This is a genomic window from Pseudomonas sp. ME-P-057 (genome assembly GCF_030208975.1).
Taxonomy (GTDB): domain Bacteria; phylum Pseudomonadota; class Gammaproteobacteria; order Pseudomonadales; family Pseudomonadaceae; genus Aquipseudomonas; species Aquipseudomonas lutea.
The window spans coordinates 92,194-116,601 of record NZ_JARVSX010000038.1 but is presented as its reverse complement, the minus strand read 5'-3'; the positions used below and the strand labels follow the sequence as shown (position 1 = coordinate 116,601).

Below are 24,408 nucleotides of genomic sequence, written 5' to 3'. Positions count from 1 at the left end.
AGGGCTGATATTAGTCATTTCCCCGGATGGAGCAACAGCCGAAATTTTTCAGGAAAATTCCACGCCCCTGTTACAAACGAAATAATAGCCTTTTAAATCAATGACTTGATCGCTTACCTTCATCTGATGGGGACATGCTGAACCCAAGCTGAGGCGATGACTCACGCCACGTGTAAGTAACTGCTTACAACCTCAGTAAGCATCGCAGACATCGCTGCCGTCGTGACGCGCGGGGTACCAGAGCCACTCCGATGGGAACCTACCCTTAAGCCCATTCAGCGGCCCAAAAAAAAGCCCCGACGCGTCGAGGCTTTTCAGTGTGCGGCGTGACCGGCGAATCGATCGCCTATTGAAAGAGTGACTCACTGGATAGCCCGTTCTTCTCCAGAATCTCACGGAGACGCTTTAGCCCCTCTACTTGAATCTGGCGCACGCGCTCGCGGGTCAGCCCGATTTCCAGGCCTACATCCTCGAGCGTGCTGCTTTCGTGGCCGCGTAGCCCGAAGCGACGAATCACCACTTCACGCTGTTTGTCCGTGAGCTCAGAGAGCCATTGATCAATGCTCTGGGACAAATCATCGTCCTGAAGCAGTTCGCACGGGTCGGTAGGACGATCGTCGGTCAGGGTGTCGAGCAGCGTCTTGTCCGAGTCAGGCCCCAGCGATACATCCACCGAAGACACGCGCTCGTTGAGACCGAGCATGCGTTTGACTTCCCCGACCGGCTTTTCAAGCAGGTTGGCGATTTCTTCAGGGGAGGGCTCGTGGTCAAGCTTTTGCGTCAATTCCCGCGCCGCACGCAGGTAGACGTTGAGCTCTTTGACGACATGAATGGGCAGACGGATGGTTCGCGTCTGATTCATGATCGCCCGTTCGATGGTTTGACGGATCCACCAGGTGGCGTACGTCGAGAAACGAAACCCGCGCTCGGGGTCGAATTTTTCGACTGCGCGAATCAGGCCAAGATTGCCCTCTTCGATCAAGTCCAGCAGTGACAGACCACGGTTGACGTAACGCCTGGCGATTTTCACAACCAGACGCAAGTTGCTTTCAATCATGCGCTTGCGCCCGGCCGGATCGCCGCTTTGCGACAGGCGCGCAAAGTGGACTTCTTCTTCCGGGGAAAGCAGGGGGGAGAAGCCGATTTCATTGAGGTACAGCTGCGTAGCGTCCAGCGCCCGCGTGTAGTCAATGTATTTATGCTGTTTGAGTGCTGCAGAGTTTTTGGGCTTTGCACGAACAGAAGGCGCAGCTGGCTTCTCATCCGTTACAGAATCCAGAACGATTCCGGGCTCCATCAGGAGAACTTCGTCGTCTATGTCAAACTCCGGCGCTTCTTTGCTGAGAGCCATTGTTATAGTCCTTTGGTGAGTTCGACCTCAAGCTCCAGTGACGCCTTCTTCCATGGCAGCACTTGAGCCTGTCCCCTCTACGCAGGAACAGGCTGACAACCGATCAGCGACGTGGCAAGAATTCCAGTGGATCTACAGGTTTGCCCTGGCGGCGAATCTCGAAATGCAGTTTCACCCGGTCTGTTCCCGTGGATCCCATCTCGGCAATACTTTGCCCTGCCTTGACCTGCTGCCCCTCCCGAACCAAAAGCCTACGGTTATGTCCGTATGCGCTGACGTAGGTGTCGCTGTGTTTGATGATGATCAGCTCGCCGTAGCCCCTTAATCCACTCCCGGCGTATACCACTGACCCATCAGACGCGGCCAAAACAGGCTGTCCCAAATCTCCAGCGATATCAATTCCTTTATTCAAACTACCGTTTGAAGAGAACTTGCTGATCAAAACACCGCTCGTTGGCCACGTCCAGCCGCTCGGCGAACGGGCGCCAGCGACCACGGTGGTATTGACCGGCGTGGTCGTCGAGTTGCTCGCAGGGGGTGGCGTGGTCGCGGAAACAGCGCCCACCGGCCTTGATATAACCGTGGTCTTGAGCGACCCGGAAGGCGATGCCGAACTGCTCGTCGTGGTCTGCGGAACACTGGCCGGACCGGTCGCAACCGCTGTGGAGGGTGAGCTGGCACGGCCGTCGAAACGAATCGTCTGCCCCACATGGATAGTGAACGGCTCGGGAATATTGTTGCGCGCAGCCAGCGCTTTCCAGTCCCATCCGTAACGGAATGCAATGGAAAAGAGAGTATCGCCACGCTTCACGACGTACTGGCCCGTGGTGACAGGCTGGCGCGTCGGCACGGTGGACTTGCCGTTGCGATCAACGACGCGCACGCCTCCCGATGGCGTGCTGGAGCAGCCGACCAGAAGGATACTCAGGGCAACTCCAATCACCAGACGCTGAAAACTTGTTGAAGAACTACGCTGCCGAATGACTGTGAGACTCACCCGCCACTCCCTTTACCGGTGACTGAAAAAAGACGCCGCCCTGTGCCGTGTAGCGACCAGACAGCCATGGATAATGGTGTGCAACAAGGCGACCGTCGTTGACCGAAGCGTCGCCGCAAAACGCCAGCCTGTAGACCGGCGGCGCCTTGGGGAATTCATTGACCGCGCAAAATAGCCTTCAGGCGAGCGGCCCGTTGAGCAGCGGCACGAATCGAACAGCGCCGAGCACATGCCGGGAGAAGCCGTTTTCCTCGCGAATGATCAGCATCAGCTGCTGGACCTCGCCGGCACCCACTGGAATGACTAGGCGTCCACCCGGGGCCAATTGGTCCAGTAACGCTTGAGGTATGTCAGTGGCCACTGCGGTCACGATGATGCCGTTATAAGGTGCGAGCGCCGGCCAACCTTCCCAGCCGTCGCCCCAGCGGAACACCATGTTGCGCAGGTTCAGTTCGACAAGACGTTCCTTGGCCCGATCCTGCAACACCTTGATGCGCTCGACGGAAAAAACCCGTTCGACCAGTTGCGCCAGCACAGCGGTCTGATAACCCGAGCCCGTACCGATTTCGAGCACCTTGTCCAGCGGGCCCGCCGCCAGCAGCAGCTCGCTCATGCGCGCCACCATATAAGGCTGCGAAATCGTCTGGTTATTGCCGATTGGCAGCGCGGTGTCTTCGTAGGCACGGTGCGCCAGCGCTTCGTCGACAAACAGATGACGAGGCGTTTTGCGAATGACATCCAGTACCTGGGTGTTGGCGATGCCTTCTTCGCACAACCGTTGAATCAGACGCTCGCGGGTACGCTGGGATGTCATCCCCACGCCACGTCGTAACAGATCATCTTGCTCACGCGACATCAGGCCATTCCCTCCAGCCATGCGTTCAGGCTGTTGAAACCGTCCTGATAGGTACGATCCAGCTGCAACGGAGTGATCGACACATAACCCTGCATGACGGCATGGAAATCAGTGCCCGGGCCACCGTCTTCGGCATCTCCGGCGGCAGCGATCCAGTAACCGGCCTTGCCGCGCGGGTCGACCACGCGCACGGGCGCCGCGGCTCGGGTGCGATGGCCAAGGCGGGTCAACTGGATGCCACGCACATGGGCCAGCGGCAGGTTCGGGATATTCACATTCAATACGGTACGTGGTGGAAGATCGAGGCGTTCATGGGCTTCGACCAAAAGCCGGGCAAAGTGCGCGGCGGTTGCCAGGTTATCGACCTGACGGGATAAAAATGAAAAGGCAAATGAGGGTCGCTGCAGAAAACGTCCTTCAAGCGCAGCAGCCACGGTGCCCGAATACAGCACATCGTCGCCCAGGTTGGCGCCCAGGTTGATCCCCGATACCACCATGTCAGGCTCATCGGGCAGCAGGCCGTTCAGCCCCAGGTGCACGCAGTCGGTCGGGGTACCGTTGAGACTGATAAAGCCGTTGTCGAGGGTGTGCGGGTGCAGTGGCCGATCGAGCGTCAGCGAACTGCTCGCGCCGCTTTTGTCTTGATCGGGCGCAATGACCACGCAGTCGGCATATCCCGCCAGCGCGCCATGAAGCGCGGCAAGGCCGGGTGCCGTGACCCCATCATCATTTGAAATCAGAATACGCATGAGCTGTCCGTCTGCCCTGCTGTCGCCAGATCAACGAGTTCACGCACCAAAGCAGTGGCGAAGCACCCGGCCGGCAGGACGAATTCCAGTTGCAGAATGTCAGGCTCGGGATAATGCCACGTCAGCCGCCCGATGGGCAGTCGCAGGATACGACGCTCGTGCTCCATTCCCGCTTTTATCAACCAGTTACACAGTGACGCCTCGCGCGCGGCGACAGTGTTTTCAAGCTCGGCGGTAGCGCCGCTGGCCGGAGATTCACCTTCGCCCCACTGCGGCCCGGTGGGGTGCAGGTCCAGGATCGCCAACCGCGGATCGCTGCACTCTGCCTCGCCTGCAGGGAAGAAACTGCGGCTGTCGGTGAACGCCAGCAAATCGCCCACCTGCCCACGTTGCCAACTGCCATCGGCGACTCGGGCGGCGAGCACCTGGTTGAACACATAGCTGCGGGCGGTGGACAGCAGTCGCGAGCGCACATTGCGCTGCTCGGGCAACGCCTGACGTTCGGCATAGTGGCGGGCTTCGCCAAGGTTGCCGCCTTCATGGCCGAAACGCTGGGCGCCAAAGTAATTGGGGATGCCGTGCTGCCTGATCGATTCCAGGCGTTCATCAAGCCGAACCGTATCAGCCTGCAATTGCGTCAGACGCAGCGTAAATCCGTTGGCTGCATGGGCGCCGCGCTGCAACTTGCGTTTGTGACGCTTGCTGTCGAGGATTTTCAGCGAGTCGTTTTCTGCCGCCGACATATCCGGGTCAGCCTTGCCCGGAAGTTGAATGCTGAACCACTGGCGGGTCAATGCCTGACGGTCCTTTAAACCGGCATAGCTGACGGTGCGCAGCGGCACGCCAGCCGCTTTGGCCAGGCGCCGGGCCGCTTCCTCGGTATTCAAGCCGCGTTTCTCGACCCACAGCCACAAGTGCTCGCCATCCCCGGACAGCGGGATGTCCAGCACTTCATCAACCTGGAAGTCTTCGGCCGTCGCCTTCAGCACGGCAGTACCCAGCGCATCGCCGTAAGCTCTCGGGCCCAGCAGTTCAAGCTCTGTCATGCGCTGATCAACAGCGCGACGGCGTGGACGGCGATGCCTTCTTCACGCCCGGTAAAACCGAGCTTTTCAGTGGTGGTGGCTTTGACATTGACCTGGTCGATGTCGACCTGCAGGTCTTCGGCGATCAACGCACGCATGCGCTCGATGTGAGGGGCCATCTTCGGTGCCTGAGCGACGATGGTGGCGTCTACGTTGCCCACCTTCCAGCCTTTGCCCTGCACTTGCTTCAAGACGTGGCGAAGCAGCGCTCGGCTGTCAGCGCCCTTGAATTGCGGGTCGGTATCGGGGAAGTGCTTGCCGATGTCGCCCAGCGCAGCAGCGCCCAACAGGGCGTCGCTCAGCGCGTGCAGCAAGACGTCGCCGTCGGAATGAGCGAGCAGGCCCGCCGCGTGCGCAATTCGCACGCCGCCCAAGGTAATGAAATCGCCTTCAGCGAAACGGTGCACATCATAGCCGTGGCCAATACGCATAAAAAACGCCCTGGAAAAGTCAGGGCGTGATTCTACCTACTTTGGCTGCGGTTGGGGTCGGGCCGCGCTCAATTGCGTGTGCCGCTGCGATTGAACGCGGTGTTTCAGTCCGCCAGAGCCCGTGCGTGATAGCGCAAGTGATCTTCGATGAAACTGGCAATGAAGTAATAGCTGTGGTCATACCCAGGCTGCATGCGCAATTCCATAGGATGACCGGCGGCCTTCGCGGCCTGAACCAACGAGTCCGGCTTGAGCTGATTGTCGAGGAAGTCGTCGCGATCACCCTGTTCCACCAGCAACGGCAAGCGCTCGGTGGCCTCGGCGATGAGCACGGTGGCATCCCATTCACGCCAGCGTGAACGGTCTTCGCCCAGGTAACGCGAAAAGGCTTTTTGCCCCCACGGACAGTCCATCGGGTTGCAGATGGGCGAGAACGCCGAGACGGACTGATAACGGCCAGGATTGCGCAATGCGCTGATCAGGGCGCCATGTCCGCCCATGGAATGACCACTGATGCTGCGCTTCTGCGAAGCTGGAAAGTGCGCCTCGATCAACGCCGGTAACTCGCTGACCACGTAATCGTACATGCGGTAATGCCGTGCCCATGGCTGTTCGGTGGCATTCAGGTAGAAGCCCGCGCCCAGGCCGAAGTCGTAGGCGTTATCCGGGTCATCCGGCACGTCAGCGCCGCGCGGGCTGGTGTCAGGTGCAACAATGATCAAGCCGAGCTCAGCCGCCACCCGCAAGGCGCCGGCCTTCTGCATGAAGTTTTCGTCGGTGCAGGTCAGTCCTGACAGCCAGTAAACCACCGGCAACTTGCCACTCTGCTCTGCCTGGGGAGGCAGATACACCGCGAACGTCATGTCACAACCGAGCACATCGGAATGATGTTTGTAACGCTTGTGCCAGCCGCCGAAGCTTTTCTGGCACGAGATATTTTCCAGGCTCATGGGGGATCTCCGAGCGGCAAGCTGCAAGCCTCAAGCGGCAAGGGGCTGATTCACCTCCCCTGGCGGGCCAGAAGCTCGTAGCTTGCCGCTGCTCCTCAGAAATGAATGACCGTACGAATGCTTTTGCCTTCGTGCATGAGGTCGAAGGCTTCGTTGATTCGGTCCAGGCCCATGGTATGGGTGATGAACGTGTCCAGAGGGATTTCACCGGACTGCGCTTTCTCGACGTAGCTTGGCAATTCGGTGCGGCCCTTGACGCCACCGAATGCAGAACCGCGCCAGACGCGACCGGTCACCAACTGGAAGGGACGGGTTGAGATTTCCTGGCCCGCTCCAGCCACGCCGATGATCACTGACTCGCCCCAGCCCTTGTGGCACGACTCCAGCGCAGCGCGCATCAGACCGACGTTACCTACGCACTCGAAGCTGTAATCAACGCCGCCATCGGTCATTTCGACGATGACTTCCTGAATCGGCTTGTCGTGGTCTTTGGGATTGACGAACTCGGTGGCACCCAACTCACGGGCCACGTCGAATTTCGACGGGTTGATGTCCACCGCGATGATGCGCGAAGCCTTGGCCATCTTCGCGCCGATGATCGCCGCCAGGCCAATACCGCCCAGACCAAAGACGGCAACGGTGGCGCCCTCCTCGACCTTGGCCGTGTTCAGCACGGCGCCAATGCCAGTCGTGACGCCGCAACCCAGCAGGCAGACTTTCTCCAAAGGCGCTTCCTTGGGGATTTTTGCCAGCGCAATTTCGGGCACGACGGTGTACTCGGAGAATGTCGAGCAACCCATGTAGTGGTAGATCGGCTGACCGTTGTAGCTGAAGCGCGTGGTGCCGTCGGGCATCAGCCCTTTGCCCTGAGTGGCCCGGACCTTCTGGCACAGGTTGGTTTTGCCGGATTTGCAGAATTTGCACTCACGGCACTCAGCGGTGTACAGCGGAATGACGTGGTCGCCCACAGCCAGTGAGGTCACGCCTTCGCCGATGGCTTCAACCACGCCGCCGCCTTCGTGCCCAAGGATGCACGGGAAGACGCCTTCGGAATCAGCACCGGACAGGGTGTAGGCATCGGTATGGCAAACGCCGGATGCGACGGTACGAATCAACACTTCGCCGGCTTTCGGGGCCTCAACGTCCACTTCGACAATCTGCAGTGGTTCATTGGGCGCGAACGCGACGGCAGCACGTGACTTGATCATCAGGATCTCCAGCTAAATAAAAACGAGCCCAGAGTGTATTACAGTGCCAGCTGATGAATAATCCGCCTGAAAGCAAAACATTAATGCAGTGCAGGGACAATCGATGCAGGCAAATCGCTGGGAAGGTCTGGATGAGTTTGTTGCCGTCGCCGAGTGTGGACAGTTCACTGCCGCCGCTGAACGGCTGGGCGTGTCGTCTTCGCACATCAGTCGCCAGATCGCCCGGCTTGAAGAACGCTTGCAGACGCGGCTGCTGTATCGCAGCACACGCAAAGTGGCGCTTACCGAAGCGGGACAAACGTTTCTGCATCACTGTCAGCGGCTGCAGGACGGGCGCGAGGAAGCGCTGCGTGCGGTGACGGACCTGACCAGCGAGCCCAAGGGACTCTTGCGCATGACCTGCGCCGTTGCGTATGGCGAGCGGTTCATCGCGCCGCTGGTAACACGCTTCATGGCGGACTACCCGCAACTGCGCGTGGACATCGAACTGACCAACAACACGCTGGATCTGGTCCATGAGGGTCTGGACCTGGCGATCCGTCTGGGTCGCTTGCAGGAATCCAGACTGGTTGCCGCGCGACTCGCCCCGCGCAAAATGTATTTGTGCGCCTCGCCCTCCTACATCGAGCGGTACGGTCGCCCCCACAGCGTCTCGGAGCTGAGCAGGCACAATTGTCTGATCGGTAGCTCTGACACCTGGCTGCTGCAGCAGAACGGAAGGGAATTTTCTCAGCGGGTACAAGGCAATTGGCGCTGCAACAGCGGGCAGGCGGTACTGGATGCTGCGCTGCGCGGAGCGGGCCTTTGCCAGCTCCCGGATTACTACGTGCTGGAGCATCTAAAACGCGGCTCGCTGGTGTCATTACTGGAAGCTCATCAGCCACCTAACACCGCTGTCTGGGCGCTTTATCCGCAGCAACGGCATCTGTCGCCCAAGGTGCGAAAGCTGGTGGATTATCTGAAGGCGGGCCTGGCGTCGCGGGATGAGTACAGTAATCATGCCGATCCTTTGTAGGAGCGCGCTTGCCCGCGAATGCAGAGTGTCAGGCTGTAACAACGGCGCGGACATATCGCGTCCGCGGGCAAGCGCTCCTACGCATGCAAAATCAGCGGATGTACCCGCCTTTATCGCAAACGGATCAGCCGTTGAATTCCACGCGCCGCTGGCGTAGCCATTCGAGGTCTTCCGGGCGGGTGACCTTGATATTGTCCGCGCGTCCTTCGATGAGGCGCGGCGATTGCCCCGCCCACTCGATGGCCGATGCTTCATCGGTGATCGCGACATTCGACACCAGACTGTCCGCCAGTGCCCGGTGCAAGGCGCCCAGGCGAAACATCTGTGGCGTATAGGCCTGCCAGATCAGGCTGCGATCCACGGTTTCGGTCACGCGGCCATTGGCGTCGGCGCGCTTGAGGGTGTCTTTGGCGGGCACCGCCAGAAGCCCACCCACCGGATCATCCGCGAGTTCAGCCAGCAGGTTGTCGAGGTCCGCACGCGTCAGGTTAGGGCGTGCCGCATCGTGGACCAGGACCCAGTCATTGTCATCGGCGCCATTGGCGTGCAGGTGCAGCAGCGCATTGAGCACCGAATCCGCACGCTCTTTGCCGCCAGCGACTTGCTGGATACGGGAATCCAGCGCGCACGGCAATGTGGGCCAATAGGGGTCGTCCACAGCCAGGCTGACCACCAGGCCCTTGAGCCGGGGATGATCGAGAAAGCAAAGCAGGCTGTGTTCAAGAATCGTGAGGCCGCCCAGTTGCAGGTACTGCTTGGGACGGTCTGCCGCCATGCGTGCGCCAATGCCCGCGGCGGGAATAACTGCCCAGAAGGCAGGAAGGGATTGAGTCATCGCGACAACGTCACTGAGCCAACTGGTAAAGGGTTTCGCCGTCTTTGACCATGCCCAGTTCATGACGGGCACGCTCTTCGACCGTTTCCAGGCCTTTTTTCAGCTCCAGCACTTCCGCGTCCAGCACTCGGTTGCGCTCCAGAAGGGCATCGTTTTCAGCGTGTTGATCAGCGATTTGCTGGGTCAGACTGGCCACCTGCGCAAGACTGCCGTTACCTACCCATAGGCGATACTGCAGGCCAGCGAGCATCAAAAGCAGCACGAGAAACAACCAGTTAGGACTGCGCATTGTGAATATCTGTTACCCGGCGAAGAAGACAGCAAAACCGACCATTTCAAATGCCCATAAGCCCGGTGGTCACCGGGCTTATGGATCAGGACGACAAGAGGAGTCACCTTTTAGCGACTCCTCCTACAACGCCTGCTGCCTTTTTAACATCTTTGCAATCAACCGCGAAACTCGCCGCGACCACGGTACACCGCCTTGGCGCCCAACTGCTCTTCAATACGCAGCAACTGGTTGTACTTGGCGATACGGTCGGAACGGCTCAACGAACCGGTTTTGATCTGGCCCGCCGCGGTGCCCACAGCCAGGTCGGCAATGGTGGAGTCTTCGGTTTCACCCGAACGGTGCGAGATCACGGCGGTGTAACCGGCTGCCTTGGCCATCTGGATGGCTTCCAGTGTTTCAGTCAGTGTGCCGATCTGGTTGAACTTGATCAGGATCGAGTTACCGATTTTCTTCTCGATGCCTTCTTTCAGGATCTTGGTGTTGGTCACGAACAAGTCGTCGCCCACCAGTTGGATCTTGTCGCCGATTTTGTCGGTCAGAACCTTCCAGCCATCCCAGTCCGACTCGTCCAGACCGTCTTCGATGGAGATGATCGGGTGCTTGCTGACCAGGTCAGCGAGGTAGTCGGCGAAACCGGCCGAATCGTACTCGCCTTCTTCGCTCAATACGTACTTGCCGTTCTTGTAGAACTCGCTCGCCGCGCAGTCCAGCGCCAGGGTCACATCCGTGCCCAGCTTGTAGCCCGCATTGGCGACCGCTTCGGCAATGGCATCGAGTGCGTCGGCATTGGATTTGAGGTTTGGCGCAAAGCCGCCCTCGTCACCGACCGCCGTGTTCAGGCCGCGCGCCTTCAGCACTGCTTTGAGGTGGTGGAAAATCTCGGTGCCCCAACGCAGCCCTTCGGAGAAGGTCTTGGCGCCGACGGGCTGAACCATGAATTCCTGGATGTCGATGTTGTTATCAGCGTGCTCGCCACCGTTGATGATGTTCATCATCGGGACCGGCATTGAGTAGACGCCCGGCGTGCCGTTCAGATTGGCAATGTGAGCGTACAGCGGCAGGTCCTGATCCTGAGCGGCTGCCTTGGCGGCCGCCAGAGACACGGCGAGGATCGCGTTGGCGCCCAGGCTGGCCTTGTTTTCGGTGCCGTCGAGCTGAATCATCGCGTGATCCAGCGCCTTCTGATCAACCGGGTCCTTGCCCAGCAGCAGGTCACGGATCGGGCCATTGATGTTGGCCACAGCTTTCAGAACGCCCTTGCCCATGTAACGGCTCTTGTCGCCATCACGCAGCTCAAGCGCTTCACGCGAGCCGGTGGAAGCACCGGACGGCGCGCATGCACTGCCGATGATGCCGTTGTCGAGGAGCACGTCTGCTTCCACGGTGGGATTGCCACGGGAGTCGAGAACTTCACGACCTTTGATGTCGACGATTTTTGCCATTGTTGTTAACACTCCAAGATTGACGAAAACGACGCAGCTGGGAAAACGATTCGGCGTCTCAGGGCTCTAGGACAACGGGCAGGCCCGGAAACGACAATTTTCCCGACCCTTTGGTCGGGAAAACAACGAACGGCACTCTACCGGAGGGCTCGGCGCCGGTGAAGCGGGTTTTTAAGCCGTTTCGATCGTCGGGAAGCTTTTGACGAGTTCGTCGAGCGCCTTGAGCTGGGCCAGGAACGGTTCCAGCTTGTCCAGACGCAGGGCGCAGGGACCGTCGCATTTGGCGTTGTCCGGATCCGGATGAGCTTCCAGGAACAGACCGGCCAGGCCCTGGCTCATTCCGGCCTTGGCCAGATCAGTCACCTGAGCGCGACGACCACCGGCGGAGTCGGAGCGACCGCCCGGCATTTGCAAAGCGTGTGTCACGTCGAAGAACACCGGGTATTCGAACGATTTCATGATGCCGAAACCGAGCATGTCGACCACCAGGTTGTTGTAACCGAAGCTCGAACCGCGCTCACACAAAATCAACTGGTCGTTACCCGCCTCGACGCATTTGGCCAGGATGTGTTTCGTCTCGTGGGGCGCGAGGAACTGGGCTTTCTTGATGTTGATCACGGCGCCGGTCTTGGCCATGGCTACCACCAGATCGGTCTGGCGGGACAGGAAAGCCGGCAGCTGGATGATGTCGCAGACCTCAGCGACCGCAGCCGCCTGATCAGGCTCGTGCACGTCAGTGATGATCGGCACGCCGAACGCTTGCTTGATGTCCTGGAAGATCCGCATGCCTTCTTCAAGCCCCGGACCGCGATAGGAGGTCACGGACGAACGGTTGGCCTTGTCGAAGCTGGCCTTGAACACATAGGGAATGCCGAGCTTCTCGGTCACGCGCACGTATTCTTCACAGACCTGCATGGCCATGTCGCGGGATTCAAGAACGTTCATGCCGCCGAACAGAACCATCGGTTTGTCGTTGGCGATGTCGATCGAGCCGACGCGGATGATTTTCTGTGCCATGTAATGAATTCCCTATCAGCCGTTCTTCTGGTGTTGAGCAAGCGCTGCCTTGACGAAACCACTGAACAACGGGTGGCCATCGCGAGGCGTGGAGGTGAACTCTGGGTGGAACTGGCACGCCACAAACCATGGATGGTCAGCGGACTCGACCACTTCAACCAGTGCGCCATCACCGGAGCGACCGGAGATTTTCAGACCCGCCTCGACCAGTTGCGGCAGCAGCTTGTTGTTGACTTCATAACGGTGACGATGGCGCTCGACGATGACGTCGTTGGCGTAGCAATCGTGGACCAGAGAGCCTGGCTCAAGCAGGCACTCCTGGGCGCCCAGGCGCATGGTCCCGCCCAGATCGGACGTCTCGGTGCGCGTTTCGACAGCTCCGGTAGCGTCTTCCCATTCGGTAATCAGACCCACTACAGGGTGCTGGCTGGCGCGATCAAACTCGGTGGAGTTGGCGTCTTTCCAGCCCAGCACGTTACGTGCGAACTCGATGACTGCCACCTGCATGCCCAGGCAGATGCCCAGATACGGAACCTTGTTTTCGCGAGCGAACTGCACAGCTGTGATCTTGCCCTCGACGCCGCGCAGACCGAAGCCGCCCGGGACAAGAATCGCGTCAACACCTTCGAGCAGGCCGGTGCCCTGATTTTCGATGTCTTCGGAGTCGATGTAACGCAGGTTGACCTTGGTACGGTTGCTGATGCCGGCGTGGCTCATGGCTTCGATCAACGACTTGTAGGCGTCGAGCAGCTCCATGTACTTGCCGACCATCGCGATGGTGACTTCGTGTTCCGGGTTGAGCTTGGCGTCAACAACCTTTTCCCATTCGGACAGGTCGGCGCTGCCGCACTGCAGACCGAAGCGCTCGACGACGAAATCGTCAAGGCCCTGGGAGTGCAGGATGCCCGGAATCTTGTAGATGGTGTCGGCGTCTTCGAGGGCGATGACCGCGCGCTCTTCGACGTTGGTGAACTGGGCGATCTTGCGGCGCGACGAGATGTCAATCGGGTGGTCGGAGCGGCAGACCAGCACGTCTGGCTGCAGGCCGATCGAACGGAGTTCCTTGACCGAATGCTGAGTCGGTTTGGTCTTGGTTTCGCCAGCGGTGGCGATGTACGGAACCAGCGTCAGGTGCATGAGCATGGCGCGCTTGGCGCCCACTTCGAAACGCAGTTGACGGATCGCTTCGAGGAACGGTTGCGACTCGATGTCGCCCACGGTACCGCCGATTTCGACCATAGCGACGTCGGCATCGCCGGCACCCTTGATGATGCGACGCTTGATTTCGTCGGTGATGTGCGGAATCACCTGAATGGTCGCGCCCAGATAATCACCACGGCGCTCTTTGCGCAGGACGTGTTCGTAAACACGGCCGGTGGTGAAGTTGTTGTTCTGGGTCATGGTGGTGCGAATGAAACGCTCGTAGTGACCCAGGTCCAGGTCCGTTTCGGCGCCGTCGTGGGTAACGAACACCTCGCCGTGCTGGAACGGGCTCATGGTGCCGGGGTCGACGTTGATGTAGGGGTCCAGCTTGAGCATGGTGACCTTAAGTCCCCTCGCCTCCAGGATGGCCGCCAATGAAGCCGAGGCAATGCCTTTCCCCAATGAAGAAACAACACCGCCCGTGACGAAGATGTAGCGCGTCATGAAAAACCCTAGAAGTCTGCGTTAAAGCGGTCAGAGCCGCCGGGGAAAGCGAAGGAAGGCCGAAGCCCCCGACAACCTGCTGCATCACTGTGCGTTTTCGAATTTGTCACGCCCACATCAGCGAACGACCTTGAAAAGGTCTGTCCGTGGCTCGCCACATTTTTGAGAATCGCCCAGTAAAGACTGGCTGGTAATCGGCAACTTGCATCGTTCCGGAAGGATCGACATAAGCTGTATCAAGAAGGGAGCGTAGTCTACCGGAAACGCCCTTTCAGCTCAAACTTTGGTCATTCGTCGGGGGCAACCAGTGCAATCGCCAGTCGCCACGGGGGCTTGCGTCCAGTCCAGGGAGGTTCGCCACGGCCAATAACTGCTCGCCGCGGTACAGCAGCGGCAATCGGCCGCGCAGAAAAACCGGTACGCCCTTTTCATTGAGCAACCGTTTGAGGTCGCGCCGACCTCGGTCGGGCACGTCGAACGTTTCGCCGCCCTGGCGGTAATGCACGTGCAACCCGCCTGGGGGGGCTGCACCGAGGATCTGCACCAGGCCATTGCCCGGCAGCGTGAGCGGTTGCGAGGCCAGGGACCAGTGTTGTGAACCGGCGACGTTTTTCAGCCAGATTCCCGACAGCCACCACACACGCCCTTCGGCCCGGTGGACCTGCCCGTCCGCCAGCCGCCAGATGGGCCGACCATCAGGGCCGGCATCGCGCAGAGAATCCCAGCCGGCCCAGTGGTCGGTGTCCGGCAGTCGAGTCAGCGGGGCCAGCCAGTGGCGCAATGCGTTGCGTTGCCGGGCGGGTGACAACGCTTCGAGGGGCGCTAGCTCAAGGGACGGCATACCGAGCCAGGGCCAGGGGCACGGCGTCTCGGCGGGAGCAAGGTCCTGCAGCGCCAGTTCGTCCAGCAACTGCTGGGCTTCGGCCAGATGCGCGGCGCTGCGGGCCATGCTCGCGATCGCTTGAGGCCAGCGGGCTGTCACCAGGGGAAGCACATGACTGCGCAGATAGTTGCGCGAAAAGCGGCTGTCCTTGTTACTCGGGTCTTCGATCCAGCTCAGGCCCTGTTCGTGGGCATACGCCTCAAGGGTCGCGCGGGCTTCGTCCAGCAGGGGCCGAAACAGATGCCCAGCGCCCAAAGGACGCTGCGCCGGCATGGCAGCCAGCCCGCGCACTCCCGCGCCACGCAGCAGGCGGAACAGCAGCGTCTCTGCCTGATCGTCACGGTGCTGGGCCGTGAGCAGTACTTCGCCCGCCCCAAGCGTTGAGTTGAACGCGGCGTAGCGAGCGTCACGAGCAGCTTGTTCGAGACTCGCGCCAGGACGCACCTGGACGTCGATGACCTGCATCGGCACGCCCAGAATCTGACACATCTGCCGGCAATGCACCGGCCACGACGCAGCCACCGCTTGCAGGCCATGATTGACGTGAACAGCGGTCAGAGGAGGAAACGCGTGAGCCCTGGCCAATTCGGCCAGCAGGTGAAGCAGAACAGTGGAATCGAGCCCACCCGAGAATGCGACGCGCCAGCCGCCTGCAGCGCGCCAGGGTTCAAGGCGCGACAGCAGACGTCTGGAAAGTGCGAGTTTGATACTGTCCGGTTTGCTCATGCTGGTTAACCCTGCTTAAAGCGCGCCGGACCGGGAGACGTCACCGGGTTCGGTGACGCTCGTCGTGGAGAACGGTCCGGTTAAAGGCCATAGCTCATCAGGCGGTCGTAACGACGGGCCAGCAGCGCCTCGTTATCGAACTTCTGGAGCATGCTCAGTTGGCTGCTCAATTCTTCGCGGATCAATGCTGCGGCAGCGGCCGGATCGCGGTGCGCGCCACCCAGGGGCTCGCTGATCACCTTGTCGACAATGCCCAGGCCTTTCAAGCGCTCGGCAGTGATGCCCATGGCTTCAGCCGCATCGGGGGCCTTTTCGGCGGTTTTCCACAGAATGGACGCACAACCTTCCGGCGAGATCACCGCGTACGTCGAATACTGCAGCATGTTCAGCTGGTCACAGACACCGATCGCCAGTGCGCCGCCCGAGCCGCCTTCGCCGATGACCGTGGCGATGATCGGCGTCTTCAGCCGCGCCATGACACGCAGGTTCCAGGCAATGGCTTCGCTCTGGTTACGCTCTTCAGCGTCGATGCCGGGATAGGCGCCGGGGGTGTCGATGAACGTCAGGATCGGCATCTTGAAGCGCTCGGCCATTTCCATCAGACGGCAGGCTTTGCGATAGCCTTCAGGACGCGGCATGCCGAAGTTGCGGCGAACCTTCTCACGGACTTCGCGGCCCTTTTGATGACCGATGACCATGACCGGCTGCTCGTCCAGACGGGCAATGCCGCCCACGATGGCGGCGTCGTCGGAGAAGTGACGATCGCCGTGGAGCTCGTCGAACTCGGTGAAGATGTGTTGAATGTAGTCCAGCGTGTACGGACGACGCGGATGACGCGCCATGCGCGCGATCTGCCAACTGGTCAGGTTGCCGAAAATGCTTTCGGTGAGCGTATTGCTCTTCTCTTGCAGTCGAGAGATTTCGTCGCCGATGTTCAGCGAGTTGTCATTGCCTACCAGACGCAGCTCTTCAATCTTGGCTTGCAGGTCAGCAATCGGCTGTTCGAAATCCAGAAAATTCGGGTTCATAGGCATCCGTCTTGGGTCGACGGCCAAGAGGCCGGCCGGTTGATCCGATAAGCGCCCTACCTTAATGGAGCGGGCGCCTTTCGGTCGAGTTTAAAGTGTCGAGTCGCAAATGTTGAGCTGATCGGTGTCAGCGATACTGCAGGAAGACGTTCTCTCGTCCGAACTGGTCACGCAACGCCTGAATCAGGCTGTCCGCAGGGTCAATTCGCCACGCTTCGCCGAACTGCAGCACTGCCTTGGCTTCCTGCCCGGTGTAGTCGAGGGTGATCGGGCACGCGCCCCGGTGCTTCTTGCACAGTTCGCCCAGCCAGCGCAGCCGGTCGCCCTTCAGCGCCTCGGCGCGCAGGTTCAGGCGCAGACTTTCCGCCAGCCCGGTACGTGCCTCCTCAAGGCTCATCACCCGTTTGGCCCGCAACCGCAGGCCACCTGAGAAATCATCCGTGCTGACCTCGCCTTCCACCACAACCATAGCGTCGGTTTGCAGCAAAGACTGGGCCGCCTGGAATGAATCGGCGAACAGCGAGGCTTCAATGCGCCCTGAACGGTCGTCCAGCGTGATGAAGCCCATCTTGTCGCCCTTTTTATTTTTCATTACCCGGAGCGCGATGATCAGGCCAGCGATGGTCTGGGTCTCGCGCGAAGGCTTGAGGTCGACGATGCGCTGCCGTGCGAACCGGCGAATTTCGCCTTCGTATTCATCGATCGGATGCCCCGTCAAGTAAAGCCCCAGGGTTTCCTTCTCGCCACGCAGCCGCTCCTTGAGGGTGACTTCCTTGGCGCTGCGATGATTCGCGTACACGTCAGCGTCCGCCTCGACGAACAGACCACCAAACAGATCGGCGTGACCGCTGTCGTGACTGCGCGCGGTCTGTTCGGCGGCTTGAATCGCCCCTTCCAGCGCTGCCAGCAGCACACCACGATTGCGGTCGATGTTGGCCTGATACTGTTTGGGCTCGTCGTAGAAGAACGGCCCGAGGCGATCAAGCGCACCACTGCGAATCAGGCCGTCCAGCGTGCGCTTGTTCACGCGCTTGAGGTCGATACGGGCGCAAAAATCGAACAGGTCCTTGAACGGCCCTTCCTGACGCGCTTCGGTGATCGCTTCCACCGGACCTTCGCCGACCCCCTTGATGGCGCCGAGGCCGTAAACGATGCGGCCGTCGTCGTTCACGGTGAACTTGAACTCCGAGTTGTTCACGTCTGGCGCATCCAGGCGCAGCTTCATGATCCGCACTTCTTCGATCAAGGTCACGACCTTGTCGGTGTTGTGCATGTCCGCAGAAAGCACGGCCGCCATGAAGGGCGCCGGGTAATGGCGCTTCAGCCAGGCGGTCTGGTATGACACCAGCCCGTAGGCGGCCGAGTGCGACTTGTTGAAGCCATAACCAGCGAACTTCTCTACCAGGTCGAAAATGTTACCGGCGAGGTCGGGATCAATGTTGTTGGTCTTGCAGCCTTCAATGAAACCGCCGCGTTGCTTGGCCATTTCTTCGGGCTTTTTCTTACCCATCGCACGCCGCAGCATGTCGGCGCCGCCGAGGGTGTAGCCGGCCATGACCTGAGCAATCTGCATCACCTGTTCCTGGTACAGGATGATGCCGTAAGTCGGCGCAAGCACCGGCTTGAGACCTTCGTACTGGTAATCGACGTGGGGGTAGGACAGCTCCGCGCGCCCGTGCTTGCGGTTGATGAAGTCGTCGACCATGCCGGACTGCAACGGACCGGGACGGAACAGGGCCACCAGTGCGATCAAGTCTTCGAGGCAGTCGGGCTTGAGCTTTTTGATCAGCTCTTTCATGCCTCGCGACTCCAGCTGGAAGACAGCCGTTGTCTCGGCTTTCTGCAGCAGCTCGTAAGTCGGCATGTCATCCAGGGGGATGAATGCGATATCGAGGGGTTCTTCACCGACCTTGGCGCGGTCGCGATTGATGGTCTTCAGCGCCCAGTCGATGATCGTCAGCGTACGCAGGCCCAGGAAGTCGAACTTCACCAGACCGGCCGCCTCCACGTCGTCCTTGTCAAACTGAGTGACCAGACCGCCGCCTTCTTCATCGCAGTAGACCGCAGAGAAGTCCGTCAGCTTGGTCGGCGCGATGACCACACCGCCCGCGTGCTTGCCGACGTTACGCACAACGCCTTCGAGCTTGCGGGCCATTTCCCAGATTTCTGCCGCTTCCTCGTCGGTCTTGAGGAAGTCGCGCAGGATCTCTTCCTGTTCGTAGGCCTTTTCCAGGGTCATGCCGACTTCGAACGGAATCATCTTGGACAGACGATCCGCCAGGCCGTAGGACTTGCCCTGCACCCGCGCCACGTCACGGACCACCGCCTTGGCGGCCATGGACCCGAAGGTGATGATCTGACTGACCGCATTGCGGCCGTACTTCTCGGCCACGTATTCAATGACCCGGTCGCGACCGTCCATGCAGAAGTCGACGTCGAAGTCGGGCATGGAGACCCGCTCGGGGTTAAGGAAACGTTCGAAGAGCAGGTCGTATTCCAGCGGGTCAAGATCGGTGATCTTCTGTACGTAGGCCACCAGCGAACCGGCACCCGAACCACGACCAGGTCCCACCGGGACGCCGTTGCTCTTGGCCCACTGGATGAAGTCCATAACGATCAGGAAGTACCCGGGGAAGCCCATCTGGATGATGATATCCAGTTCGAAATTCAATCGGTCGACGTAGACCTGCCGCTTGGCCTCGTAGTCTGGTGTGGTGTCCTTCGGCCAGAGCACGGCAAGACGCTCCTCTAGGCCTTCGAAGGACACTTTGCGGAAGTACTCGTCGATGGTCATGCCATCGGGAATCGGGAAATTGGGCAGGAAGTGCGTGCCCAGCTTGACCTCGATGTTGCAGCGTTTGGCGATCTCGACGGTGTTGGCCAGCGCGTCCGGCAGATCGCTGAACAGCTCGGCCATCTCCTCTGCGCTTTTCAGGTACTGCTGATCGCTGTAGTTGTGCGAGCGGCGCGGATCGTCCAGCGCGCGGCCTTCGCCGATGCAGACGCGGGTTTCGTGGGCCTCGAAATCTTCCTGCTTGATGAAGCGCACGTCGTTGCTGGCCACCAGCGGCACGCCGTGGCGCTCGGCCAATGCGACCGCTGCGTGCACGTGTTCTTCATCGTTGATACGGTTGGTACGCTGAACCTCGATGTAGAAACGGTCCGGGAACACCGTCATCCATTCCTTCAGCAACTCGTCGGCTTCAGACGGGTTGCCGCCGAGCAGGGCCATGCCAATCTCGCCCTCCTTCGCTGCAGACAGGGCAATCAGACCCTCGCTGGCTTCGGCCACCCACTCGCGCTCGATCACCACCAGACCGTTGCGCTGACCGTGCATGAACCCCCGGGAAATCACCTCGGTGAGGTTCAGGTAGCCCTTTGGGTTCATCACCAGCAGGCTGAGGCGGCTCAGCGGTGCATCGCGGTCGCGACCTGCCAGCCAGATGTCTGCGCCGCAAATGGGCTTGATACCGGCGCCCATGGCGGCTTTGTAGAACTTGACCAGCGAGCACATGTTGTTCTGGTCGGTCACTGCGACGGCCGGCATATTCATGGCCGCGAGCGCTTTGACCAGCGGTTTTACACGGACCAGACCATCAACGAGGGAGTATTCGGTGTGCAGGCGTAGGTGAACGAAAGAAGCCGGCATGGGTGATCCTATGGTGCAGAAAAAACGAAGGCCGGATTGTACCGGCCATTCATGAAAACATCAGCCGGCGATCAACCGAGCGGCAGCGACATGAAGCCGGTGGAGATGATCATGTCCCGCGCGGCCCAGGCTTCGCGAACCGGTCCAAAGGAGCGCCGGTGAATGGGCGTGGGGCCCAGGCGCGCCAGCGCTTCAAGGTGCACCGCCGTCGGATAGCCCTTGTGGCCGCCAATGCCGTAGCCCGGATAGAGCAATTCCATGCGCGCCATTTCCCGGTCGCGGCTGACCTTGGCCAGAATCGAGGCCGCGGCGATGGCCGGCACGTGGGCATCGCCCTGTATCACTGGCGCGCTGGGCACTGACAACTGCGGGCAACGGTTGCCATCGATCAGCGCCAGTTTCGGCGTAATGATCAACCCTTCGACGGCGCGCTTCATCGCCAGCATCGTGGCGTGAAGAATGTTCAACTCGTCGATCTCTTCGACTTCGGCGCGCGCGATGTGCCAGCACAAGGCCTTCTCGCAAATTTCGTCGAAGAGTTTTTCGCGTTTGGCTTCGGTGAGTTTTTTTGAATCGTTCAGCCCAAGGATCGGGCGCTTGGGGTCGAGGATCACCGCGGCAGTGACGACGGCACCGCACAGCGGGCCGCGGCCGACCTCGTCGACACCGGCGACCAGGTCCTCGACCAGATTGAAATCCAGACCCATTTGCATAGATAGCTTGCTCATCGTGAAGGCGTTGCGCCAATCAGGCTCAGCACCGCATCGGCGGCCTGATTGGAAGCATCGCGACGCAAGGTTCGGTGAATCTCGTCAAAGCCGGCAGTCTGCTCGTTGCCGTTGTCCAGCAACGGCAGCAGCGTCTGCGCCAAGGCTTCGGCGGTCGCGGCGTCCTGCAAAAGCTCCGGGACCAGCATGCGCTGGGCGAGTAGATTAGGCAGTGACACGTACGGACTTTTCACCATCCGCTTGAGTATCCAGTAAGTCAGCGGCGCCAGTCGGTAGGCAACCACCATTGGTCGTTTGTACAGCAGCGCTTCGAGGGTCGCGGTACCGGATGCAATCAACACGGCGTCACATGCGGCCAGTGCCACGTGGGACTGCCCATCGAGCAACGTGAGCGGTAGATTGCGGCCTTGCAACATTTGCTCGATCTGTTCACGGCGCTGAGGGCTGGCACAGGGCAGCACGAAACGGATCTGGGGACGCGCAGCCAGCAGGCGCTCGGCCGCGTCAAAAAACAGGGCGCCCAGGCGGCCGACTTCACCACCGCGACTGCCCGGCATGAGCGCGACCACTGGCCCATCATCCAACCCGAGTTGGGTACGCGCGGCCACACGGTCCGCCTGCAATGGAATGGTGTCGGCCAGAGGGTGCCCCACAAAGCGAACCGGAACACCCTTCTCCTCATAGAAGTGGGCTTCAAACGGCAGCAGCGTCAGCATCAGGTCGCAGCCTTCGCGGATCTTCAGGACACGCTTCTGTCGCCAGGCCCATACGGAGGGGCTGACGTAATGAACGGTCTTGATACCCGCCTGACGCAACTTGAGTTCGATATTAAGAGTGAAATCAGGGGCATCGATACCGATGAACACGTCAGGCTTTTCGTCGATGAGCGTCTGGACCAGCAGCTTGCGTCGGGCGAGGAGCTCTTTCAGACGGCCCAGCACCTCCACCAGCCCCATGACCGACAGGCGCTCCATCGGAAAGCAGGATGCCATGCCTTCTGCTTCCATGAGCGGACCACCGACACCCATGAATTCGACATCGGGATGACGCGCCTTGATCGCACGCATCAAGCCCGAACCGAGGATGTCACCGGAGGCTTCACCGGCGACCAGCGCTATACGCAACCGAGCCATGATCAGCGGGTGATGCCGCGAGTCGAGGACTGAATGGATTTGAGGAACAGCTCGACCTCGGGGAATTGCGCGGCCGGTTCCGTCAATTCGACGATTGCTTGCTCGACCGTGAGGCCCTGACGGTAGACGGTCTTGTACGCGCGGCGCAGTGCGTGGATCGACTCTTCGGAGAAACCCCTGCGGCGCATGCCTTCAAAGTTCATGCTGCGGGCCTGCGCAGGATTGCCGAACACCGTGACGAACGCCGGAACGTCCTTGCCAATGGCGGTGCCCATGCCCGAGAAGCTGTGCGCGCCAATGTGGCAATACTGATGGACCAGGGTAAACCCGGACAGAATTGCCCAGTCATCCACGTGCACATGGCCGGCCAACGCCGTGTTGTTGACCAAAATGCAGTGATTGCCAATGACGCTGTCGTGACCGATGTGCGCATACGCCATGATCAGGTTGTGATCACCCAGCGTGGTTTCCGCGCGGTCTTGAACGGTGCCGCGATGAATCGTCACGCCTTCCCGGATGACGTTGTGGTCACCGATCACCAGGCGTGTCGCTTCACCCTTGTACTTCAGATCAGGCGTGTCCTCACCCACCGAGGAAAACTGGTAGATGTGGTTGTGTTTGCCGATTTTGGTCGGGCCGCGCAGGATCACATGCGGACCGATCACTGTACCCTCGCCGATTTCCACACCAGGTCCGACGATCGACCACGGGCCGACCTCTACATCGTCGGCCAGTACGGCCGTCGGATCGATGATTGCGCGAGAGTCAATCAAACTCATAGTTTACGTTCCGCACAGATGATTTCGGCCGAGCACACCGGCTTCCCATCCACCGATGCCTGGCATTCGAACTTCCAGATCTGACGCTTGCAGCTGAGGAACTTCGCTTCGAGGATCAACTGGTCGCCCGGCAATACTGGCTGACGAAAGCGCAGCTTGTCGGAACCGACGAAGTAATACAGGGTGCCATCGGCAGGCTTCACATCCAGCATCTTGAAGCCCAGGATGCCCGCTGCCTGAGCCATGGCCTCAATAATCAGCACGCCTGGCATGATGGGGTGCTGAGGAAAGTGACCGTTGAAGAAGGGCTCGTTGATGCTGACATTCTTGTAGGCACGAATGCTTTTGGTCTCGACATCCAGCTCCACCACACGGTCCACGAGCAGGAACGGGTAACGGTGTGGCAGATATTCGCGGATTTCGTTGATGTCCATCATTTCGAAAGGAAGCCTGTAGTAAAGATTGGGAGGGCGCGACTGACGCGCCTCACTCCTCTAGCAAATCAAGGAGGCAGTTTATCGGCTGTGCACGCTTGATAAGGAAAAAGTATCAGCCATCAGATGAAGCTTTACCGCCTGAGGTCACTGCCTCGACAATCTTTTCCAGCTGTTGAAGACGCCGCGCCATGTCATCGAGATGACGCATGCGTGCCGCGCTTTTGCGCCACTCTGCCGCCGGCTGCATCGCCGTGCCGGAGGAATACGCGCCGGGCTCGGTGATGGAACGCGTCACCATGGTCATGCCAGTGACAAACACCCCGTCGCAGATTTCAATGTGTCCGACCAGGCCGACCCCACCGGCGAGCATGCAATGCTTGCCGATCTTGGCACTGCCGGAAATGCCGACGCACGCGGCCATTGCCGTGTGATCCCCAATCTGCACGTTGTGAGCGATCTGGATCTGGTTATCCAGCTTCACGCCATTGCCGATACGGGTGTCGTCCATCGCGCCACGGTCAATTGCGGTATTGACGCCGATCTCGACATCGTCACCAATGGTCACGCCGCCGATCTGCGCGATCTTCTGCCAGACGCCCTTCTCATTGGCAAACCCAAAACCTTCGCCACCCAGCACTGCCCCGGATTGAATGACCACGCGTTGGCCGACACGTACATCGTGGTAAAGCGTAACGCGAGGTGCAAGCCAGCCGCCCTCTCCAATCACACTGCGCGCACCGATGTAGCAGTGCGCGCCGATGGTCACGCCCGCCGCGATCCGCGCACCGCTTTCGATCACCGCGTAGGCACCCACGCTGGCCGCCGGATCAACGAAGGCGTCTTCGGCAACCACGGCAGTCGGGTGTACACCCACAGGCGCTTTTGGCTTGGGATCAAACAAATGGGAGATGCGCGCATACGCCAGATAGGGATCAGGCACCAGTAGCGCATCGGCGGTGTAGCCTTCGGCATCTGCGGGCTTGAGCAGCACGGCAGCGGCGTGGGTCGTCGCGAGGAATTTTCGATACTGGGGATTGGCCAAAAAGCTGACCTGATCAGGACCGGCTTCCTGCAAGGTCGCCAGTCCTGTGATGTGCTTGTCCGCGGGGCCACGCAGGGTGGCGCCGAGGAACTCGGCCAATTGGCCGAGTGTGATAGTCGCGGTCATGA

22 protein-coding genes are annotated in these 24,408 nt (G+C 60.1%); 1 reads left to right on the top strand and 21 read right to left on the bottom strand.

The features are described 5' to 3' along the window. Positions 1-346 precede the first annotated feature (346 nt). The 8 genes from rpoS to QRN48_RS20020 all read right to left on the bottom strand — a co-directional run bounded on the left by rpoS (position 347) and on the right by QRN48_RS20020 (position 7,627). On the bottom strand, positions 347-1,351 hold the full coding sequence (gene rpoS / locus QRN48_RS20055) for an RNA polymerase sigma factor RpoS (RefSeq protein ID WP_037014187.1): 1,005 nt from the start codon (positions 1,349-1,351) through the stop codon (positions 347-349). Between the two features lie 103 nt (positions 1,352-1,454). Continuing rightward, a complete protein-coding gene (locus tag QRN48_RS20050) occupies positions 1,455-2,348 on the bottom strand; it encodes a peptidoglycan DD-metalloendopeptidase family protein (protein WP_191944924.1) in 894 nt (297 codons plus the stop codon). A gap of 178 nt (positions 2,349-2,526) precedes the next feature. Further along, positions 2,527-3,162: a protein-L-isoaspartate(D-aspartate) O-methyltransferase gene (locus tag QRN48_RS20045; RefSeq protein ID WP_191944989.1), complete on the bottom strand. Its 636-nt coding sequence runs from the start codon at positions 3,160-3,162 to the stop codon at positions 2,527-2,529. A 41-nt stretch (positions 3,163-3,203) separates the two neighbouring features. Next, on the bottom strand, positions 3,204-3,953 hold the full coding sequence (gene surE, locus QRN48_RS20040; protein ID WP_285352686.1) for a 5'/3'-nucleotidase SurE: 750 nt from the start codon (positions 3,951-3,953) through the stop codon (positions 3,204-3,206). Next, a complete protein-coding gene (gene truD, locus QRN48_RS20035) occupies positions 3,941-4,999 on the bottom strand; it encodes a tRNA pseudouridine(13) synthase TruD (protein WP_285352683.1) in 1,059 nt (352 codons plus the stop codon). Before truD ends, surE begins: the two co-directional genes overlap by 13 nt. Beyond that, positions 4,996-5,469, bottom strand: a complete 474-nt coding sequence (gene ispF / locus QRN48_RS20030) for a 2-C-methyl-D-erythritol 2,4-cyclodiphosphate synthase (protein ID WP_191944927.1) — start codon at positions 5,467-5,469, stop codon at positions 4,996-4,998. Before ispF ends, truD begins: the two co-directional genes overlap by 4 nt. 104 nt (positions 5,470-5,573) lie before the next feature. Beyond that, entirely contained in the window at positions 5,574-6,419 is an 846-nt protein-coding gene (gene fghA, locus QRN48_RS20025) for an S-formylglutathione hydrolase (protein ID WP_191944928.1), read from the bottom strand. A 95-nt stretch (positions 6,420-6,514) separates the two neighbouring features. Further along, positions 6,515-7,627: an S-(hydroxymethyl)glutathione dehydrogenase/class III alcohol dehydrogenase gene (locus QRN48_RS20020; RefSeq protein ID WP_191944929.1), complete on the bottom strand. Its 1,113-nt coding sequence runs from the start codon at positions 7,625-7,627 to the stop codon at positions 6,515-6,517. A gap of 103 nt (positions 7,628-7,730) precedes the next feature. Here QRN48_RS20020 and QRN48_RS20015 point away from each other — a divergent pair, with 103 nt between their 5' ends. Further along, positions 7,731-8,642 (top strand): LysR substrate-binding domain-containing protein, encoded by a 912-nt coding sequence (locus tag QRN48_RS20015; RefSeq protein ID WP_037014209.1) that lies wholly within the window; start codon positions 7,731-7,733, stop codon positions 8,640-8,642. A 124-nt stretch (positions 8,643-8,766) separates the two neighbouring features. Here QRN48_RS20015 and ispD read toward each other — a convergent pair whose 3' ends face one another. The 13 genes from ispD to lpxD all read right to left on the bottom strand — a co-directional run bounded on the left by ispD (position 8,767) and on the right by lpxD (position 24,406). Next, positions 8,767-9,477 carry a 2-C-methyl-D-erythritol 4-phosphate cytidylyltransferase gene (gene ispD / locus QRN48_RS20010; protein ID WP_285352676.1) on the bottom strand — a complete coding sequence of 237 codons (711 nt, stop codon included), beginning with the start codon at positions 9,475-9,477 and terminating at the stop codon, positions 8,767-8,769. A gap of 10 nt (positions 9,478-9,487) precedes the next feature. Beyond that, on the bottom strand, positions 9,488-9,766 hold the full coding sequence (gene ftsB / locus QRN48_RS20005; protein ID WP_037014212.1) for a cell division protein FtsB: 279 nt from the start codon (positions 9,764-9,766) through the stop codon (positions 9,488-9,490). Between the two features lie 158 nt (positions 9,767-9,924). Then, positions 9,925-11,211, bottom strand: coding sequence for a phosphopyruvate hydratase (gene eno / locus QRN48_RS20000; protein WP_191944931.1), 1,287 nt, complete (start codon positions 11,209-11,211; stop codon positions 9,925-9,927). Positions 11,212-11,382: 171 nt separating this feature from the next. Further along, on the bottom strand, positions 11,383-12,228 hold the full coding sequence (gene kdsA / locus QRN48_RS19995) for a 3-deoxy-8-phosphooctulonate synthase (protein WP_285352667.1): 846 nt from the start codon (positions 12,226-12,228) through the stop codon (positions 11,383-11,385). Between the two features lie 15 nt (positions 12,229-12,243). Further along, on the bottom strand, positions 12,244-13,875 hold the full coding sequence (gene pyrG / locus QRN48_RS19990; protein WP_037014220.1) for a CTP synthase: 1,632 nt from the start codon (positions 13,873-13,875) through the stop codon (positions 12,244-12,246). A gap of 271 nt (positions 13,876-14,146) precedes the next feature. After that, positions 14,147-15,484, bottom strand: coding sequence for a tRNA lysidine(34) synthetase TilS (tilS, locus tag QRN48_RS19985; RefSeq protein ID WP_285352663.1), 1,338 nt, complete (start codon positions 15,482-15,484; stop codon positions 14,147-14,149). 80 nt (positions 15,485-15,564) lie between these two features. Beyond that, entirely contained in the window at positions 15,565-16,512 is a 948-nt protein-coding gene (gene accA, locus QRN48_RS19980) for an acetyl-CoA carboxylase carboxyl transferase subunit alpha (protein WP_037014224.1), read from the bottom strand. 127 nt (positions 16,513-16,639) lie between these two features. Continuing rightward, positions 16,640-20,161, bottom strand: coding sequence for a DNA polymerase III subunit alpha (dnaE, locus tag QRN48_RS19975; protein WP_285352659.1), 3,522 nt, complete (start codon positions 20,159-20,161; stop codon positions 16,640-16,642). Positions 20,162-20,232: 71 nt separating this feature from the next. Next, a complete protein-coding gene (gene rnhB, locus QRN48_RS19970) occupies positions 20,233-20,874 on the bottom strand; it encodes a ribonuclease HII (protein WP_037014227.1) in 642 nt (213 codons plus the stop codon). An 11-nt stretch (positions 20,875-20,885) separates the two neighbouring features. Further along, complete coding sequence (gene lpxB / locus QRN48_RS19965) at positions 20,886-22,022, bottom strand: lipid-A-disaccharide synthase (protein WP_502944645.1); 1,137 nt, start codon at positions 22,020-22,022, stop codon at positions 20,886-20,888. A gap of 2 nt (positions 22,023-22,024) precedes the next feature. Beyond that, positions 22,025-22,801, bottom strand: coding sequence for an acyl-ACP--UDP-N-acetylglucosamine O-acyltransferase (gene lpxA / locus QRN48_RS19960; protein WP_191944935.1), 777 nt, complete (start codon positions 22,799-22,801; stop codon positions 22,025-22,027). Further along, positions 22,798-23,238: a 3-hydroxyacyl-ACP dehydratase FabZ gene (fabZ, locus tag QRN48_RS19955; protein WP_037014232.1), complete on the bottom strand. Its 441-nt coding sequence runs from the start codon at positions 23,236-23,238 to the stop codon at positions 22,798-22,800. Before fabZ ends, lpxA begins: the two co-directional genes overlap by 4 nt. 112 nt (positions 23,239-23,350) lie before the next feature. Then, entirely contained in the window at positions 23,351-24,406 is a 1,056-nt protein-coding gene (lpxD, locus tag QRN48_RS19950; protein ID WP_037014233.1) for a UDP-3-O-(3-hydroxymyristoyl)glucosamine N-acyltransferase, read from the bottom strand. Between the last annotated feature and the right edge of the window lie 2 nt (positions 24,407-24,408).

Bases quoted from the DNA above. Each gene is read 5' to 3' on its own strand.
- lpxB (WP_502944645.1), bottom strand. From the start codon at position 22,022: ATGGCTCGGTTGCGTATAGCGCTGGTCGCCGGTGAAGCCTCCGGTGAC.
- surE (WP_285352686.1), bottom strand. From the start codon at position 3,953: ATGCGTATTCTGATTTCAAATGATGATGGGGTCACGGCACCCGGCCTT.
- pyrG (WP_037014220.1), bottom strand. From the start codon at position 13,875: ATGACGCGCTACATCTTCGTCACGGGCGGTGTTGTTTCTTCATTGGGG.
- fghA (WP_191944928.1), bottom strand. From the start codon at position 6,419: ATGAGCCTGGAAAATATCTCGTGCCAGAAAAGCTTCGGCGGCTGGCAC.
- ispD (WP_285352676.1), bottom strand. From the start codon at position 9,477: ATGACTCAATCCCTTCCTGCCTTCTGGGCAGTTATTCCCGCCGCGGGC.
- fabZ (WP_037014232.1), bottom strand. From the start codon at position 23,238: ATGATGGACATCAACGAAATCCGCGAATATCTGCCACACCGTTACCCG.
- ftsB (WP_037014212.1), bottom strand. From the start codon at position 9,766: ATGCGCAGTCCTAACTGGTTGTTTCTCGTGCTGCTTTTGATGCTCGCT.
- truD (WP_285352683.1), bottom strand. From the start codon at position 4,999: ATGACAGAGCTTGAACTGCTGGGCCCGAGAGCTTACGGCGATGCGCTG.
- accA (WP_037014224.1), bottom strand. From the start codon at position 16,512: ATGAACCCGAATTTTCTGGATTTCGAACAGCCGATTGCTGACCTGCAA.
- ispF (WP_191944927.1), bottom strand. From the start codon at position 5,469: ATGCGTATTGGCCACGGCTATGATGTGCACCGTTTCGCTGAAGGCGAT.
- QRN48_RS20045 (WP_191944989.1), bottom strand. From the start codon at position 3,162: ATGACATCCCAGCGTACCCGCGAGCGTCTGATTCAACGGTTGTGCGAA.
- lpxD (WP_037014233.1), bottom strand. From the start codon at position 24,406: ATGACCGCGACTATCACACTCGGCCAATTGGCCGAGTTCCTCGGCGCC.
- kdsA (WP_285352667.1), bottom strand. From the start codon at position 12,228: ATGGCACAGAAAATCATCCGCGTCGGCTCGATCGACATCGCCAACGAC.
- lpxA (WP_191944935.1), bottom strand. From the start codon at position 22,801: ATGAGTTTGATTGACTCTCGCGCAATCATCGATCCGACGGCCGTACTG.
- tilS (WP_285352663.1), bottom strand. From the start codon at position 15,484: ATGAGCAAACCGGACAGTATCAAACTCGCACTTTCCAGACGTCTGCTG.
- QRN48_RS20015 (WP_037014209.1), top strand. From the start codon at position 7,731: ATGCAGGCAAATCGCTGGGAAGGTCTGGATGAGTTTGTTGCCGTCGCC.
- rpoS (WP_037014187.1), bottom strand. From the start codon at position 1,351: ATGGCTCTCAGCAAAGAAGCGCCGGAGTTTGACATAGACGACGAAGTT.
- dnaE (WP_285352659.1), bottom strand. From the start codon at position 20,161: ATGCCGGCTTCTTTCGTTCACCTACGCCTGCACACCGAATACTCCCTC.
- rnhB (WP_037014227.1), bottom strand. From the start codon at position 20,874: ATGCAAATGGGTCTGGATTTCAATCTGGTCGAGGACCTGGTCGCCGGT.
- QRN48_RS20020 (WP_191944929.1), bottom strand. From the start codon at position 7,627: ATGATCAAGTCACGTGCTGCCGTCGCGTTCGCGCCCAATGAACCACTG.
- eno (WP_191944931.1), bottom strand. From the start codon at position 11,211: ATGGCAAAAATCGTCGACATCAAAGGTCGTGAAGTTCTCGACTCCCGT.